Genomic DNA, 15,213 nt, shown 5'->3' on the forward strand with positions numbered 1-15,213 from the left:
GAGGAGCAAGACCATGACCGTGACCATTCGTGACGCGCGACCCGACGACGAGGCCCGCTGGCGGCAACTTTGGGCGGGCTACCTCGCCTTCTACGAGGTCACGGTCGATGCCGATATCACCGACTCCACCTGGAGTCGGGTTTTCGACCCCGCCTCGGAGATCTCGATGCGCGTGGCGGAAGTCGACGGTCGCGTCATGGGATTTGCGCTTTACCTCACCCACGAAGGCACCTGGATCCGGGGCAAGGACTGCTACCTTGAGGAACTTTTCGTCGATGCGGAAGCGCGCGGCCGAGGCGTCGGCAAGGCATTGATGAACGATCTGATCGCGCTTTGCAAAGACAAGGGCTGGTCACGCCTCTACTGGCACACCAGCGAGCACAACAAGACGGCGCGCGCGCTCTACGACAGCTACGTGGAGAGCGATGGCCACATTCGCTACCGGATCAATTTTTGAGCGCTGGAAAACCTTCGTATAGCGCCGAATGCGTCCCCTCCCAGTTCGGCATCCCTTGCCGAGTCAGCGTACCGCGCGGACGCACGTAGCTTTGAATGATCCTTCGTGGCCGTTCGTGCCACTGGATATTGAAGGCCCATAGCTTGGGAAAGAAGCAGAGCGACGCGTAAGGGAGGTGGTCGTGGATCCACCACGCCAGCTTCTGCCAATCCTCTTCGTCGCGGTAGTGATCGACCATCCATGGGACGACGATGCAGGCGGTCGCCCCCATGCATCCGTCGGCGTCCCTGCGGTCCCAAATGTGATCCGCAGCGGTTGCGGCGTTCGAGGAACAGTTCAGCTTGTTCCGGTTGCCGAACTGGTTGACTTCCGCCGAGCGATAACCGGAACGGATATGCAGGCGTCCGAACGTCGCCTGCAGGGGCTCCAGCAGCTGCTCGCAGAGATGCCGGCCGGCTTCGACCGCCAGATCGGGATCGTCGGGTATGTTGGAAATGCGATAGAAATCAGCGATCTCCGAATGCAGGAAATCGCGCAGGAAGAAATTCTGCGACAACCGCACACGCCCGAGATCTTCCAAACCCTTCATCGAACCCGGCTTCTTCACGCTCGAACCCTCCGCCTGCGCCGCGATCTTTTCGCATGCGCGGCAAGCGCGCAACCCGATTTCCGCTCTACTGAAATGTTCTGCGCTCAACTGGCCGAAGTTGGTAGAGCATCCGACAGACGGTCATATTCATCTTTTCTCATTTAGTGATAATAGACTCCTCCTGCCAAACGCGCGGCGGGAGGGGGAGATGCAGATTGACGGAGGGAAACCAACGAATATCGCTGAACTCGAAGGGCGCCTTGTCGTTTTAGAGATCGTTGCCATGACATCGCTCGCACTGGTGATTGGCGTCTGTGACGAGGGAAACGCAAACCTCGGCAGAAATGTGCTCTACCTCATTCGCGATGCGGTCGCGAACAAATGCGAAGAACTCGCTCTTTCCAACACCGCGACGTCAGCCGCCACGACCTATGTGGAAGAGCTTCTGCAGGCTGCGGCCGGATCATTGTTTTCGAACGGCCACGAGTGACGTCTACGCCTTGCGGCTTTGTCGCCCCGCCCTATGCTTTAGAACACAACCTTGCGGGGGACGCGCCACATGTCAGATCAGCAGGCAATAGAAGCAGTCGTTCATCTCTACGTCGAAGGCATGACATTCGCCAACGAGGCCGCCTTGAAAAAGGCGTTTCACCCGCAATGCGCCATCATAGGGCACTATGAGAATGTCGTGGAATGGCTGACGCGCGATGAGTTCATTGCGGCCATCGTCGCCGAAGGCTCAGCGCCGCCCGGCACACAGCCTTACATGGATATCGAACTGGTCGATTTCGTCGGCGACGCCGCCAGCGTGAAAGTCAGCGATGACTTCGCCGGGATGCGCTTCACCGACTACCTGTCGATGTTGAAGATCGACGGCCGCTGGACGATCGTCAACAAACTCTATTACCTCAACACATAGAAAAGCCGGCGAAATCGCCGGCCTCTCTCTTGTCTGATGGGTGATCTCAACCTCTGAGAACGCCGCCGGTGACCTTGGTGACGCTGGCGACGATCTTCTGCGTCAGGGCCTCGAAATCCTCGTCGGTCAGCGTGCGCTCGACCGGCTGGATCTGCACCTCGATGGCAACCGACTTCTTGCCCTCGCCGACCGAGGCGCCCTCGAAGATATCGAAGACGTTGACACCGGCGACCAGCTTGCGGTCGGCACCGGTGGCGGCCTTGATGATGGCGCCGGCTTCGACCGCCTTGTCGACGACGAAGGCGAAGTCGCGCTTGACGGCCTGGAACTGCGAGAGCTCCAGCGCCGGCTTGGTACGGGTCGCCTTCTTCTTCGGCTCGGGCATGGCGTCGAGATAGACCTCGAAGCCCGCGAGCGCGCCAGAGACGTCGAGCGCTTCCAGCGTCGAGGGATGGAACTCGCCGAAATAGCCGAGCACGACCTTCGGGCCCATCTTGATAGTGCCGGAACGGCCGGGATGGTACCATTCCGGACCGCCCTGCTCGACCTGGATGTTGGTCATCGGCAGGCCGCAGGCCTCGATCACGGCAAGCGCATCGGCCTTGGCGTCGAAGACGTCGACCGGCTTGCCGCCGCCCTTGGATGCATTCGACCACATGCGGCCGGCGCCCGCCATCGAGGCGGTGCCGCGACGGATGCCGCCGGCAACGCGGCGCTGGCCTTCCGGCCTGTCGTTCTCATAGGTGCCGGAGACTTCGAAGATCGCGACGTCGCCATAGCCCTTGTCGGCATTGCGCTGGGCAGCGGTCAGGAGACCCGGCAGCAGCGAGGGGCGCATGTCGGACATTTCTGATGCGATCGGGTTGGCAAGCTTCAGAGCCGGCGAACCACCGCCGAAGAGCTTGGCCTGATCTTCCGAAATGAAGGACCAGGTGACGGCTTCCAGCATGCCACGCGAGGCAAGCGCGCGCTTGGCGGTGCGGGTGCGGATCTGCAGCGTCGTCAGGATGCGGCCGTTGACTTCGGTGTGGCTTTCCAGCGGCGCCGGCTTGATGTTGTCGACGCCATGGATGCGCATGACCTCTTCGACGAGATCGGCCTTGCCGTCGACATCGGGACGCCAGGAGGGAACGGCGACGGAAACGCGCTCACCCGAGCCGGTGACCTTGAAGCCGAGGCGCGTCAGGATCTCGACGCTCTCCTCAGTGGAGACTTCCAGGCCCGTCAGGCGCTTCACTTCCGAGAATGGGAAGTCGACGATCTTCGGCTCGTAGCCCTTGTAGCCCACGATCTCGGCCTTGGCTGCCGTGCCGCCGCAGAATTCGAGCACCAGTTCGGTGGTGCGCTCGAGACCGGGGACCATGTATTCGGGATCGACGCCGCGCTCGAAGCGGTAGCGGGCATCGGTGATGATGCCGAGGCCACGGCCTGATTTCGCGATGTTCATCGGGTCCCACAGCGCCGATTCGATCAAGACGTCGGTGGTGTTCTCGTCGCAGCCGGAATGCTCGCCGCCCATGATGCCGCCGATCGACTCGATGCCGTTTTCGTCAGCGATGACGACATTGTTCGGGCCGAGCTTGTATTCGCGCTGGTCGAGCGCGAGCACCGTCTCGCCGTCCTTGGCGCGGCGAACGGTGAGGTTGCCCTTCACCTTGGCGGCGTCGAAGACGTGCATCGGGCGACCCTGGTCGAACGTCATGTAGTTGGTGATGTCGACGAGCGCGTTGATCGGACGCAGACCGATCGCCGTCAGGCGCTGCTGCACCCACTTGGGGCTCGGGCCGTTCTTGACGCCGCGCACCAGGCGCAGGCCGAAGCCCGGGCAGAGCTTGTCGTCGTCGAGATCGAGCGTCAGCTTCACCGGCGTTTCGCCTTCGACGGCGAAGGACGGCGCGGGGCGCGTCTTCAGCGTGCCGAGACCGGAAGCGGCCAGATCGCGGGCGATGCCGTAGATCGAGGTGCAATCCGGACGGTTCGGCGTCAGGTTGATCTCGATCATCGGGTCGTCGAGATGGGCGTAGGCGGCAAACGAGGTGCCGACCGGCGCATCTTCAGGCAGGTCGATGATGCCGTCGTGGCTGTCGGACATGTTGAGCTCTTTTTCTGAGCACATCATGCCGTGGCTTTCGACGCCACGGATTTTGCCGACGCCGAGCGTGACATCGATACCCGGCACATAATCGCCCGGCCGTGCGAGCGCGCCCACCAGACCGGCGCGCGCATTCGGCGCGCCGCAGACGATCTGCAGCGGCTTGCCGCCGTTGATATCGGGGCCGGCATCGACCGACAGCACCTTCAGGCGATCGGCTTCCGGATGCTTCTCGGCCGACAGAACCCGGGCGATGACGAAGGGCTTGTAGGCCGCCTTGTCGTCGACATCCTCGACCTCAAGGCCGATCTCGGTCAGTCGCTTGCAGATTTCATCCAGTGTGGCGTCGGTCTCAAGATGATCCTTGAGCCAGGAAAGCGTGAATTTCATGATGTCTATCCTCCCTTACGCGCTCAGACCGCCGAACAGCGTCGGCATGTCGAGTGGGCGGAAGCCGTAATGGGTCATCCAGCGGACGTCGGCGTTGAAGAAGTCGCGCAGGTCGGGCATGCCGTATTTCAGCATGGCGATGCGGTCGAGGCCCATGCCCCAGGCAAAGCCCTGGTATTCGTCGGGATCGAGACCGCCGGCGCGGAGCACGTTCGGGTGCACCATGCCGCAACCGAGGATCTCCATCCAGTCCGTGCCTTCGCCGAACTTGACGATCGGGCCGGAACGGTCGCACTGGATGTCGACCTCGAAGGACGGCTCGGTGAAGGGGAAGAAGGACGGGCGGAAGCGCATGGTGACGCTGTCGACCTCGAAGAAGGTCTTGCAGAATTCTTCCAGCACCCAGCGGATATTGGCGACATTGGCCTTCTTGTCGACGACGAGGCCTTCGACCTGGTGGAACATCGGCGAATGCGTCGCGTCACTGTCCTGGCGATAGGTCTTGCCGGGGATGATGATGCGGATCGGTGGCTTCCGCGCTTCCATGGTGCGGACCTGCACCGGCGAGGTGTGCGTGCGCAGCACCTTGCGCTCACCGTTCTCGTCCGGATTGAAGAAGAAGGTGTCGTGCATCTCGCGGGCCGGATGGCCCTCGGGGAAGTTCAGCGCCGTGAAATTGTAGTAGTCGGTCTCGACATCCGGACCTTCGGCGATCGAGAAGCCCATGTCGGCAAAGATGGCAGTGATCTCGTCGACGATCTGGCTGATCGGATGGATGCGGCCACGCTCGGCCGGCGAGGAGCGGACGGGCAGCGAGACGTCGACCGTCTCGGCCTTCAGGCGCGCGTCGATCGCCGCCTTCTTGAGATCGGCCTTGCGGGCGTTGATCGCCTCGGTCACGACAGTCTTCAGCGCGTTGATCTGGGCGCCGCGGGTCTGGCGCTCTTCCGGCGACATGGCGCCGAGCGTCTTCAGCAGTTCGGACACCGAGCCCTTCTTGCCCAGCGCGCCAACACGCACCGCTTCGATTGCCGGTTCGTCGGCAGCAGCTGCGACGTCAGACAGAAGTTGCTTTTCCAAAGTATCGAGTTCGGTCATCTTTTCCTGCCTCGCGGGCGTCAGTCTTGTCGACAATTTACGAAAACATGCGTGAGATAGCTGGTTGCCACGATGAAACGTTGCAGATCACTACCCATGTGGACGCGGCCAATCAACCGGGCAGCCCATAAAAAGCCGCCGAGAAAGCCGGTAAGCTTGCGCAGTTCGGCGACCGCGGCAGGCGGTGCCACCTTGAGCCAGGCCTGGTAGGCCCGATCGTAGGTTTTCTTGCCGAAATGCGCGCGTGTGGCCACCTGCAGAAACAGCAGCCAGATGTCGCGTGCTTGCGCGACTTCGAGTGGCATGACGGTATCTGGCTCTTCCTCGAAATCCATGAAGCCGATGCGGCCGTCCTTCAGGAACATATCCCGCGGATAGGGGCGACCATGGCAAAGACCCTTGGCATGCAGCCGACCGAGTTCGCCGGCGCAATGGACGAGCATATCGTCGTGGGCGACGGGGTCAACCTTGCGGATATCGAAGAGATAGGTGTCAACCGTCTTGCCCGCATCGCTGAAGACGACAGCGGCGCCCGACGAATAGATGACGCGCGCCGTCGGCACGCCATTTTTCGAGAACTGGGCAATGCGGCGAATTTCGCGCGCCGCCATGCCTTCGTCGGCAAGAACCGGAGACGGTCGGAGGAAGGGAGCGCGAAGAAGAGCGGCCAGCGTGTGCTGAAGCGCAACCCAGCGCGAGGTACGCTCCGTACCGTAGCGCTTGATCCACACGGCGCCTTTCGACAAGGCGACGCGCTCGACCCGTCGACCGGAGCCGTTGATAAGCGCCGCGAGCAGAACGGGAACGTCCTTCTCGCACAAGCCCTCATCGGCCACCAGGGTTTCGAAATCGCCCGCCACGTCTTTCGGCGTCCTTATTCAGATCAAAACGAAAGAACCCGCGCAAGCTTTGCCAGCGCGGGTTCCAAATCATCGAAACGAAGGTTCGAATAGCGCCGGCTTAGTTGACGGCTGCTTCAAACTCGTTCTTCGTACCGGCGTCCTTCAGGTACTCGAGAGCCTTCTTGGAGGCTGCAACGAGTGCACCGAATGCTTCCGGCTCATGGATTGCCATGTCGGAGAGAACCTTACGGTCAACTTCGATACCAGCCTTGTTCAGGCCGTCGATGAAGCGGCCGTAGGTCAGGCCGAATTCGCGGACAGCGGCGTTGATACGCTGTATCCACAGAGCGCGGAAGTTGCGCTTGTTGATCTTGCGGTCGCGGTAAGCGTACTGCTTCGAACGATCGACAGCAGCCTTCGCGGCGCGGATGGTGTTCTTGCGACGGCCGTAAAAGCCCTTAGCGGCCTTCAAAACCTTCTTGTGCTTGGCGTGGGCGGTAACGCCTCTTTTTACACGTGCCATTTCATGATCTCCTTAATCTATACGTTCGCGGAATAGTCTTAGAGACCGTTCGGCAGGTAGTTCTTCACGACCTTGCGGCCATCCGGTTCTGCGAGAACCATGGTGCCACGTGCATCGCGGATGAACTTGTTGGAACGCTTGATCATGCCATGGCGCTTGCCAGCAGCTGCAGCCTTGACCTTGCCAGTCGCGGTGATCTTGAACCGCTTCTTGGCAGCAGACTTCGTCTTCATCTTGGGCATTTTGCTACTCCGTTTCTGATCCCCCTGCGCGCTTCAAAAGAAGCCTTCTCGCGATGCCCGGTTTCCCTGGAGTCGCAACAAGTGCGGGAGCGTTTGTTGTTGATCTGCGGCTCCGGTGACGAACCGTTCCGCAAGCATTCGAAACTGCCACGGCATGCCCTGCCGGTCAGTTCGGACGCGCGCTTATAACCGCGACGTCATAAAAGTGCAACGGGGCGAAGCGAGGAATCTTCCGTGCCCCGAGATCAGGGCGTCCCTTCCGTGGCGGGCAAGGTCATTTTCACCATCAACCCACCCAGTTTCGAGGCCAGGAGATCGAGCTTGCCGCCATAGGCTTCGACGATATCGGCGGAGATTGCAAGCCCGAGCCCGGAACCGGAGGTTTCGTCATCGATGGTGATTCCGCGCTTCAGCATCCGGTCGTAACTCTCGGCGCCTGCGCCGGGGCCATCATCGGATACGATCAATACGACATGCCGTTCGTCGTGGCGGGCGCTGAGTTCTATTCGCGAGCGGGCAAAGCGTACGGCGTTGTCGAGCACATTGCCCAGCGCCTCCGCGATATCCGCGGGATCAGCCTGAATGGTCAGCGTCGGATCGATATCGACATGCCAATCGATGCCCTTTCCAGACGTGAACGCCTGCAGGACATTGACGAGTTTTCCCGATATCCCAAGCAGCGACGTCGTCGCCATCTGTTCGACACCCATACGGGCGGCCTGCAACTGACGATCGGAGCGCTGCCGCACCAACTCGATCTGCTGCATGGCAGTGTCGCGCTTTTCCGCCGGCAGGCTCTCCGCGAGATGCGAGAGAACCGTCAGCGGTGTCTTCAGCCCATGCGCGAGATCGCTTGCCCGCGCCCGGGCCCGCTCCACGGCTGTTTCCCGTTCGGTCAGCAAGAGGTTGATCTCGCGCACCAGAGGCGTCACCTCGCTTGGTCCGCTCCAGCCAATATGGGCAAGGCGGCCAGCGCGGATATCGGCAACGCTGTCACGAAGCCGCGCAAGCGGACGAAGGCCAATCCAGCCCTGCAGAAAGGCTGCCAACAGCAAGATCCCGCCGATCGACAGCAGCATCAATCGCAACGGACGGTGATAGCTTTCAAGCACCTTCTCCATCTCAGCCTTGGAGAAACCGGCGTAGACCGTGAAATCCTTGCGCGCGCCCCCCTCCCCCAGGCTCATCCGCTTTTCAGAAACAAGAACAGGCAGTCCGTCCGGGCCTTCTGCCTGGCGGAACCCGCAATAGAGGTCCGCGGACAGATCGCCCGCGGCGATCTCCTCGTCCCACAGCGATCGCGAACGCAAGGGGCGCCCGCCATCGCTCGGAGAGATCTGCCAGTAGCGGCCGCCCGTCGGCAGGTCGAAGCGGGTGTCGGCCAGTTCACCCGTCAGCACAAGCCGCTCATCTTCCACAGTGAGGCGCGCGGCGAGAGAATCCATCACGCCCGTCATCTCGTAGGAATACTGGTCGGCGAGATAGTCCGTGAACAGATGACTGAGCACAAACCAGACGATCGTCAATGCAACGCCGATCGCGACAAGCGCGCCGACGGCAAGGCGAAACCGCAGCGACCCCATCATGCGCCACGCCGCTCCGGCAGCACATAGCCGAAGCCACGACGCGTCTCGATCGCATCGCTGTCGGTCTTCTTTCTCAGCCGCGCCACCATGGCCTCGACGGCATTCTTGGCGGCATCGTCGTCCCTGCCCTGAACCTGGCTCGCAAGTTCAGCGGCGGTGAGCACCGCGCCCGGCCTTGCGATGAAAAGCGCCAGCATCCGATACTCGAGCGGACTGAGGTCCAACTCCCGGCCGTCGAATGTCACCCGGCGGGCGTTTTCATCCAGCGTGAAGCGATCGGCGGATTTGACGCGTGAGCGTCCGGCACCGGAGCGGCGCAACAAGGCGCGCAGACGCGCGATCAATTCCTCGGTGCGAAACGGCTTCGGCAGATAGTCGTCGGCGCCGGCATCGAAGCCATCAACCCGTTCCATCCATGAGCCGCGAGCCGTCAGCACGAGGACAGGCGTATTGATGCCCGCCATGCGCCATCGCTTCAGGATAGACAGGCCATCCATGCCTGGCAGGCCGAGATCGAGAATGATCGCGGCGAAGTCACCGGTCTCTCCTTCCTCCCAGACCTGCGGCCCGGTCGCGAGGACGTCGATGCGGTAGCCCTCCCGCTGGAGCGCCTCGACCACATGACTGGAAATGTTGGCGTCGTCCTCCCCCAGCAAGATCCGCATCGATCATGATCCCCCCAACAAGGTACCGTTGCGAGCGTTGATGCGCAGGGTTCTGATGGTTCCCGCGCCGTCCCTGACTTTCAACTGATAGGTATCGCTAAACATCGACCGCTTCAGCCGAACATCGATGACGCGGCCATAGCGCCGCATGTCGATGTTTTTCAAGATCGCCTTCAGGGGAAGCACCTTGCCGTCTCGTACTGCATCCCTGGCGCGATCGTAATCCGAACCGCGCCCCTGATTGCCGCTGCTGCCGCTGTTGTTGCTATCATCGCTGCCATTGTCGTCATCGCCGTCGTCGCTGCCATGACCACCCCCGTCATCATCGCCGCCGCCATGGCCGCTGTCATCGCTGCCACTATGGCCGCTGTCATCGCTTCCGGAGCCGGAATTCGATCCAGACGAGCCGGAACCAGAGGAGCCGCTGCCCGAGCTGCCCGACCCGCTGTTGCTGCCGCCATCCTTGGCAGACGCATCGCGCACCGCGACGTTGCCGGCGGCCGCGAACCAGCAGGTCAACAACAACAAAGATAGAAGCGAGCGGCGTTTGGGGTCCATGATTGTTCCGGCGATTAAGGGCCAGCGCTAGATTGAACGCTTCGCTGCGGCGAGGCAAGGTCGCCAGACCAAGAGACCCCGCCGCATGGCGACGGAGCCTCTTTCTTCCGAGGCGGTCGGAAGATCTGTCGCACGTTTACTGCGCGGCAGCGGGGAAGATCTGGACGCTGGTGATCGCCCCCGGATTACGGCGAGCATCGGACCTGTGAACCTGGGCCTTGATGACGCGCGCCCCATGTTCGCGCTCGACCTCGATTTCCAACAGGCGGCCAAGCTGATCACGGGCAACCAGCGATCCGTTCAGCAGGCCGCGCAGGCTCGACTCAGAAACCTTCAGGACGGTCTGCGGCCTGTCGGACCGGCCACGGTCTCCCCGCCCGCTATGGTTTCCGGGATTATCGTCGCCGACGTCATGAGAGGGACCATCATCAGAGGCGCGATCGTCGCGCCGGCCGCCGTGATCATCGTTGCCGTCGTCGTCATTGCTGTCATCGCCGTGACCACCACTACGTCCGCCGTGGTCGTCACTCCCATGATCGTCGCTGCCGCTGCGACCGGAGCTACCGCCGCCGCTGCTACTGCCTGAGGAACCGCCATCGTCGTGACCGCCCCGGGCCAATGCAACAGCCGCCGAAGAAGCCGGGCCGAACGATTGAACGATCGGAATCGACGCTGTCAGCGCCAATGCGGCAACCGATGCGAGCGCCATACTGCGAATCTTGATTGTCATGACTTGCCTCCTCTCTCGTTTCGATGAGGAGAGAATGGCAAAGGTTGGCTGACAACGCGTTGAGTGCCGATGTCAGCATCCTGTCAGATTGATGGGACAGCCCGGAAATACAAAAGCCGCCCTCGCGGACGGCTTTGATACGAACGGCGGCGATGCGCCCTGTTCCGACATCTTATTTCGGTGCGAGCACCATCATCATCTGGCGGCCTTCGAGCTTCGGCTCGGCTTCGACCTTGGCATATTCCAGGGTATCGGCCTTGACCTGCTGCAAAAGCTTCATGCCCAGTTCCTGGTGAGCCATTTCGCGGCCGCGGAACTTCAGGGTCACCTTGACCTTGTCGCCTTCCTCGAAGAAACGACCCATCGCCTTCATCTTCACCTCATAGTCATGGGTGTCGATGTTCGGGCGCATCTTGATTTCTTTGACTTCGACGATCTTCTGCTTCTTGCGCGCCTCGGCGGCCTTCTTCTGGTTAGCGTATTTCAGCTTGCCCAGATCGAGGATCTTGCACACAGGCGGTTCGGCGTTGGGGGAAATCTCCACCAGGTCGAGGCCGGCTTCTTCAGCCATTCTCAGGGCCTGGTCGGTCGCCACGACGCCTAGATTCTGTCCTTCAGCATCGATGAGCTGAACTTTGGGAATGCGAATTTCCCTGTTCGAGCGCGGCCCTTCCTTTACGGGCGCGTCGTTCTTGAAAGGTCTGCGAATGGTCGTACTCTCCTCGCGTTGTTTCGGATTGCTGCAGCGGATCGCCTCTATATAAGGAAGACGACCGAGTTTCGCCATCGCTGCAACCAAGTCATTAGCACGCTTTAGCGGAAAAATCACCTGCTGTCAGCCTGTCAAGAATCTGTTTTATAGCCACTAAACAAACGGAGTTCCGCCATGTCTGACGCAAATCCCGCCATCGATCATCAGTTCCTGACCGTCGGATCCGCCGACGCTGCTCGCGAGATCGCCTACGTCGTCCGTCCGCAGGCAGCGGGCGCGACCGGCCCGGCGCTGGTCTGGCTGTCGGGATACCGCTCCGACATGAGCGGCACCAAGGCGGTGGAGATCGACAGGCTGGCCGCCGAGAGCGGGCTTGCCTGCGTGCGCTTCGACTATTCCGGCCATGGCCTGTCTGGCGGGAACTTCGTCGACGGGACCATTTCGCGGTGGCTGGAGGAGGCGCTTTCCGTGATCCTGCACGTCAGGCCAGAGCGCATCGTTCTCGTCGGCTCGTCCATGGGCGGCTGGATCGCTTTGCGGCTGGTGCAGGAGCTTGCCAAGCTTGCGAACGCACCGAAACTCGACGGCATCGTGCTGATCGCGCCTGCGCCCGATTTCACGTCGGAGCTGATCGAACCTCATCTCACGCCGGCAGAGCAGTCCTCCCTGGCCGAACGGGGCTATTTCGAGGAGCGCTCCGCCTATAGCCCGGAGCCCAATATCTACACGCGCGCGCTCATCGAGGACGGTCGTGAGAACCGCGTGCTCAAGGGCATCATCGAGACCGGCTGCCCCGTCCATATCCTGCAGGGCATGAAGGATCCCGACGTGCCCTACCAGCACGCGATGACGCTCATCGAGCACCTTCCCGCCGACGATGTCGTGCTGACCTTTATCCGCGATGGCGACCATCGCCTATCCCGTCCCGAAGATATCGAGCGGATGGTTGCCGCCGTCAAAGCGCTGATCCACTAGGCAAACCACGGACAGGCCGCGCCTTAGGGACGCGGTCCTGTCCCAAATCCTAACGCATTTTAACCATGTCTGCGAGTTGCACCGACCCTAGCAGAAGTAACGATTGACTCTCCGAGCCTCTCTCCGTTAACTTTTTGTTAAGAATTCAGGGGCGGTGCAAGGAAGAGCGGGCGTGCAGATCAAGGGTTTCCTGGTAGCCATGACGGCTGTGTTTGCGATGTCGACAGCCGCAACACCGGCGCCGGCCAACAATGTTTCGATGGTAACGGGCGCGTCGACCTCGCAGCCGATCGGCCATTACGAATTCTGTCAGACCCATCGCAGCGAGTGCGGCGCCAATCGCAACGCCGCGGTCGCCGAAATGTCGGACGGCAAATGGGCGCTCGTTCGTTCTGTCAACTCGATGGTCAACAACACCATCACACCGATGACCGACAAGGAAATCTACGGCAAGGACGAGGTCTGGGCCTACCCCACGACGGCAGGTGATTGCGAAGATTTCGCACTACTCAAGCGTCGCATCCTTATTCAGCGCGGTTTTTCGCCGGCTAACCTTCTCATGACCGTCGTTCGCAAGCCCGATGGCGAGGGCCATGCGGTTCTGACACTGCGCACGACGCAGGGCGATTTCATCCTCGACAACCTCGCTTCGACCGTCAAACCATGGTTCGAGACGAGCTATTCCTTCATCAAGCGCCAGTCGAGCTACAATGCCGGCCGCTGGGTCACCATCGAGAATGGCCGCGACGTCCTGGTCGGCGCCCTGAAGTAGTCACAGCGCACAACGCGGAATTGAGAGGCCGGCTTATCGCCGGCCTTTTTCGTTTCCGGATCAGGAATTGCCAATCAGGATGCCGGCGCCAAGCACCAGTCCGCCGCCGACGACAACCTGAAACGCCGCGCGCAGGAACGGCGTTTCCATATAGCGGTTCTGAATGAACGCGATCGCCCACAGCTCGAAGATCGCGATAATCACGGCCATGGTGGTCGCCGTCCAGAAATTCGGGATCAGATACGGCAGGGTGTGCCCGAGGCCGCCCAGCGCCGTCATGAGGCCGCAGGCAAGCCCGCGCTTGATCGGGGAGCCGCGTCCGGAGATCTTTCCGTCGTCATGGGCGGCTTCGGTGAAGCCCATGGAAATACCGGCACCGACCGAGGCCGACATGCCGACGAGGAACGTCTGCCAGGTATCCTGGGTGGCAAACGCCGCAGCGAAGATCGGCGCGAGTGTCGAGACCGAGCCGTCCATGAGGCCAGCCAGGCCAGGTTGAACATAGGTCAGGACGAACTGCCGGCGGACCGTCTGATCCTCTTCCGCGCGCGCATCCTCGGGCAGGTGCTTTTCGCCTAACATGCGGGTGATGTCCCCATGCCCCTGCTCCGCGAGCGCCAGATCGCCAAGCAGCTGGCGTGTCCGCGCATCGGAGACGCGACCGGTCGCCTCGACATAGAACCGATAGGCCTGCTGCTCCATGGCCTCGGCCTCGGCCCGGATCGTCTCCAGCGACAGATTGCGGGCCAACCAGTCCGGCCGCCGCTCGTAGAAACCGCTGACGTGCTCGCGGCGGATGAGAACGATACGTTCGCCGAAACGCTCGCGATAAATGGCGATCAGAGACTGGCGGTGGGTGTCCTCGACCTCGGCCATCTCTTCGAATACCTTGGCGGATGCCGGATAGTCGCCCCTCAGACGGTCAGCGTAGGCGAGATAGATGCGCGCATCCTCTTCCTCCGACGCGATTGCCAGCGCGAGGATCTCCTGCTCGGAGAGCGACGTAAAAGGGCGTTTCGACGATCTGAAAAATCTATTGAACATGGCATCCTCTTTTTAGAATTATTCTAATTTAAGAGTGCGCCCGCTGACCGTCAAGGCCGCAAGTATCTTCCGACTCGCCTCGCGTCCGGTCGAATAGGCTTACAATAGAAACGCCAACACCCCCCTTAACTGGCATGTATACCTGGGCGCACGCTAAGGTCTACATCCCTGCAAAAAGCGAGAGAATCTTGCCTGAATTCTTGCGAAAATCAGGTTGAATTTTGCAACTGCCGGGTTGAGATATAAAAAAACGCGGGCATAGTATTGTCGAAACTAGGCGTCTATGGGGGAAACCGACGTGCCAGATCCGGTGGATATGATTGTTGGCCAGAATGTCAGGGCGCTTCGGGCAAAGCGACGCATATCGCAGCTGGAATTGGGCGAGGCATTGGGCCTCACCTTTCAGCAGATCCAGAAATACGAAAAAGGAACCAACCGCGTATCGGCCAGCAAGCTGCACCAGATCGCGGTTTTTCTCGGCGTAGAGATTTCAGCCCTGTTCGAAGGCGCAAACACGACGGACGCATCCGCGCGGCCGGGCCTCAGCGCCGAAGCCTATGAGCTTGCCGTCCACTACGACCGACTGAGTTCGGCCGCCGGCAAGGAGGCCGTCAAGACGATCCTGACGCTGATGAACGGAGAAGCGTTCGCTTAACGTGCCCAGCGGGCTGCGATATCAGTGCAATTCGCGCTCGTGCAGAGCGACCAAGAGGTCGTCCTGGGTCTGGTGACCGGCGTGGTACAGATCAATTGCGATGCTGGCAATCGAGAGGCCCTGCTGGCTGCGGATCTTGATGTTGCGCTCGGCGCACCAAGCGTAAAGAGCGCCTGCGAGTACATCGTCATCGTCAGCCTGGAAGGTGCTTGCTACCGTCATGGAAGTTGCCCTCAGTTAGAATATTCCCCTGCAGCCATCATGAATAGATTCGCCACCGCTGCAAAGCGCGATCAGCGACCTGCGTTAACACAAGACAGAACCGACGAGCGTGCTGTTTCAATATGGAGCAGATTGCAGGCGC

At 61.1% G+C, this 15,213-nt stretch carries 19 protein-coding genes; 6 read left to right on the forward strand and 13 right to left on the reverse strand.

Annotated features, from left to right (window positions below; genetic code table 11):
• Nucleotides 1-13 precede the first annotated feature (13 nt).
• Nucleotides 14-457 (forward strand): GNAT family N-acetyltransferase, encoded by a 444-nt coding sequence (locus QTL94_RS03595; RefSeq protein ID WP_289800614.1) that lies wholly within the window; start codon nucleotides 14-16, stop codon nucleotides 455-457.
• Here QTL94_RS03595 and QTL94_RS03600 read toward each other — a convergent pair.
• Nucleotides 447-1,064 (reverse strand): hypothetical protein, encoded by a 618-nt coding sequence (locus QTL94_RS03600; protein ID WP_065691095.1) that lies wholly within the window; start codon nucleotides 1,062-1,064, stop codon nucleotides 447-449. The genes QTL94_RS03595 and QTL94_RS03600 overlap by 11 nt on opposite strands.
• Nucleotides 1,065-1,254: 190 nt before the next feature.
• On the opposite strand from QTL94_RS03600, the gene QTL94_RS03605 reads away from it, so the two are divergent.
• Nucleotides 1,255-1,536 (forward strand): hypothetical protein, encoded by a 282-nt coding sequence (locus tag QTL94_RS03605; RefSeq protein ID WP_289800615.1) that lies wholly within the window; start codon nucleotides 1,255-1,257, stop codon nucleotides 1,534-1,536.
• 69 nt (nucleotides 1,537-1,605) lie between these two features.
• Nucleotides 1,606-1,965 carry a nuclear transport factor 2 family protein gene (locus QTL94_RS03610; RefSeq protein WP_065690977.1) on the forward strand — a complete coding sequence of 120 codons (360 nt, stop codon included), beginning with the start codon at nucleotides 1,606-1,608 and terminating at the stop codon, nucleotides 1,963-1,965.
• 46 nt (nucleotides 1,966-2,011) lie between these two features.
• Here QTL94_RS03610 and pheT read toward each other — a convergent pair whose 3' ends face one another.
• The 10 genes from pheT to infC all read right to left on the reverse strand — a co-directional run bounded on the left by pheT (nucleotide 2,012) and on the right by infC (nucleotide 11,400).
• Nucleotides 2,012-4,447: a phenylalanine--tRNA ligase subunit beta gene (gene pheT, locus QTL94_RS03615; protein WP_065690978.1), complete on the reverse strand. Its 2,436-nt coding sequence runs from the start codon at nucleotides 4,445-4,447 to the stop codon at nucleotides 2,012-2,014.
• Between the two features lie 15 nt (nucleotides 4,448-4,462).
• Entirely contained in the window at nucleotides 4,463-5,545 is a 1,083-nt protein-coding gene (pheS, locus tag QTL94_RS03620) for a phenylalanine--tRNA ligase subunit alpha (RefSeq protein WP_065690979.1), read from the reverse strand.
• Between the two features lie 20 nt (nucleotides 5,546-5,565).
• A complete protein-coding gene (locus tag QTL94_RS03625) occupies nucleotides 5,566-6,405 on the reverse strand; it encodes a BUD32 family EKC/KEOPS complex subunit (RefSeq protein ID WP_198928690.1) in 840 nt (279 codons plus the stop codon).
• Between the two features lie 100 nt (nucleotides 6,406-6,505).
• Nucleotides 6,506-6,910, reverse strand: coding sequence for a 50S ribosomal protein L20 (gene rplT, locus QTL94_RS03630; protein WP_007798644.1), 405 nt, complete (start codon nucleotides 6,908-6,910; stop codon nucleotides 6,506-6,508).
• A gap of 38 nt (nucleotides 6,911-6,948) precedes the next feature.
• Complete coding sequence (rpmI, locus tag QTL94_RS03635; protein ID WP_056816455.1) at nucleotides 6,949-7,152, reverse strand: 50S ribosomal protein L35; 204 nt, start codon at nucleotides 7,150-7,152, stop codon at nucleotides 6,949-6,951.
• Between the two features lie 245 nt (nucleotides 7,153-7,397).
• Complete coding sequence (locus QTL94_RS03640; protein ID WP_289800616.1) at nucleotides 7,398-8,738, reverse strand: ATP-binding protein; 1,341 nt, start codon at nucleotides 8,736-8,738, stop codon at nucleotides 7,398-7,400.
• The gene (locus tag QTL94_RS03645; protein WP_065690981.1) at nucleotides 8,735-9,403 is read right to left on the reverse strand and encodes a response regulator transcription factor; all 669 of its coding nucleotides are present in this window, start codon (nucleotides 9,401-9,403) and stop codon (nucleotides 8,735-8,737) included. Before QTL94_RS03645 ends, QTL94_RS03640 begins: the two co-directional genes overlap by 4 nt.
• A 3-nt stretch (nucleotides 9,404-9,406) precedes the next feature.
• Nucleotides 9,407-9,961 (reverse strand): PepSY domain-containing protein, encoded by a 555-nt coding sequence (locus tag QTL94_RS03650; protein ID WP_289800617.1) that lies wholly within the window; start codon nucleotides 9,959-9,961, stop codon nucleotides 9,407-9,409.
• Between the two features lie 136 nt (nucleotides 9,962-10,097).
• Nucleotides 10,098-10,691, reverse strand: coding sequence for a hypothetical protein (locus QTL94_RS03655; RefSeq protein WP_289800618.1), 594 nt, complete (start codon nucleotides 10,689-10,691; stop codon nucleotides 10,098-10,100).
• Nucleotides 10,692-10,863: 172 nt separating this feature from the next.
• Nucleotides 10,864-11,400, reverse strand: a complete 537-nt coding sequence (infC, locus tag QTL94_RS03660) for a translation initiation factor IF-3 (RefSeq protein WP_065691097.1) — start codon at nucleotides 11,398-11,400, stop codon at nucleotides 10,864-10,866.
• Nucleotides 11,401-11,577: 177 nt separating this feature from the next.
• On the opposite strand from infC, the gene QTL94_RS03665 reads away from it, so the two are divergent.
• A complete protein-coding gene (locus QTL94_RS03665; RefSeq protein WP_289800619.1) occupies nucleotides 11,578-12,378 on the forward strand; it encodes an alpha/beta hydrolase in 801 nt (266 codons plus the stop codon).
• Nucleotides 12,379-12,550: 172 nt separating this feature from the next.
• Nucleotides 12,551-13,150, forward strand: coding sequence for a transglutaminase-like cysteine peptidase (locus tag QTL94_RS03670; RefSeq protein WP_289800620.1), 600 nt, complete (start codon nucleotides 12,551-12,553; stop codon nucleotides 13,148-13,150).
• A 60-nt stretch (nucleotides 13,151-13,210) separates the two neighbouring features.
• On the opposite strand, the gene mbfA is transcribed toward QTL94_RS03670, so the two are convergent.
• Nucleotides 13,211-14,194, reverse strand: coding sequence for an iron exporter MbfA (gene mbfA, locus QTL94_RS03675; protein ID WP_289800621.1), 984 nt, complete (start codon nucleotides 14,192-14,194; stop codon nucleotides 13,211-13,213).
• 298 nt (nucleotides 14,195-14,492) lie between these two features.
• Between mbfA and QTL94_RS03680 the strand changes: the two genes are divergently transcribed.
• Entirely contained in the window at nucleotides 14,493-14,849 is a 357-nt protein-coding gene (locus QTL94_RS03680; RefSeq protein ID WP_065691098.1) for a helix-turn-helix domain-containing protein, read from the forward strand.
• 21 nt (nucleotides 14,850-14,870) lie between these two features.
• Here QTL94_RS03680 and QTL94_RS03685 read toward each other — a convergent pair whose 3' ends face one another.
• Nucleotides 14,871-15,071 (reverse strand): hypothetical protein, encoded by a 201-nt coding sequence (locus tag QTL94_RS03685; RefSeq protein WP_289800622.1) that lies wholly within the window; start codon nucleotides 15,069-15,071, stop codon nucleotides 14,871-14,873.
• Between the last annotated feature and the right edge of the window lie 142 nt (nucleotides 15,072-15,213).

Origin of the sequence: Rhizobium sp. S96 (genome assembly GCF_030382195.1) — a bacterium.
GTDB lineage: Bacteria > Pseudomonadota > Alphaproteobacteria > Rhizobiales > Rhizobiaceae > Rhizobium.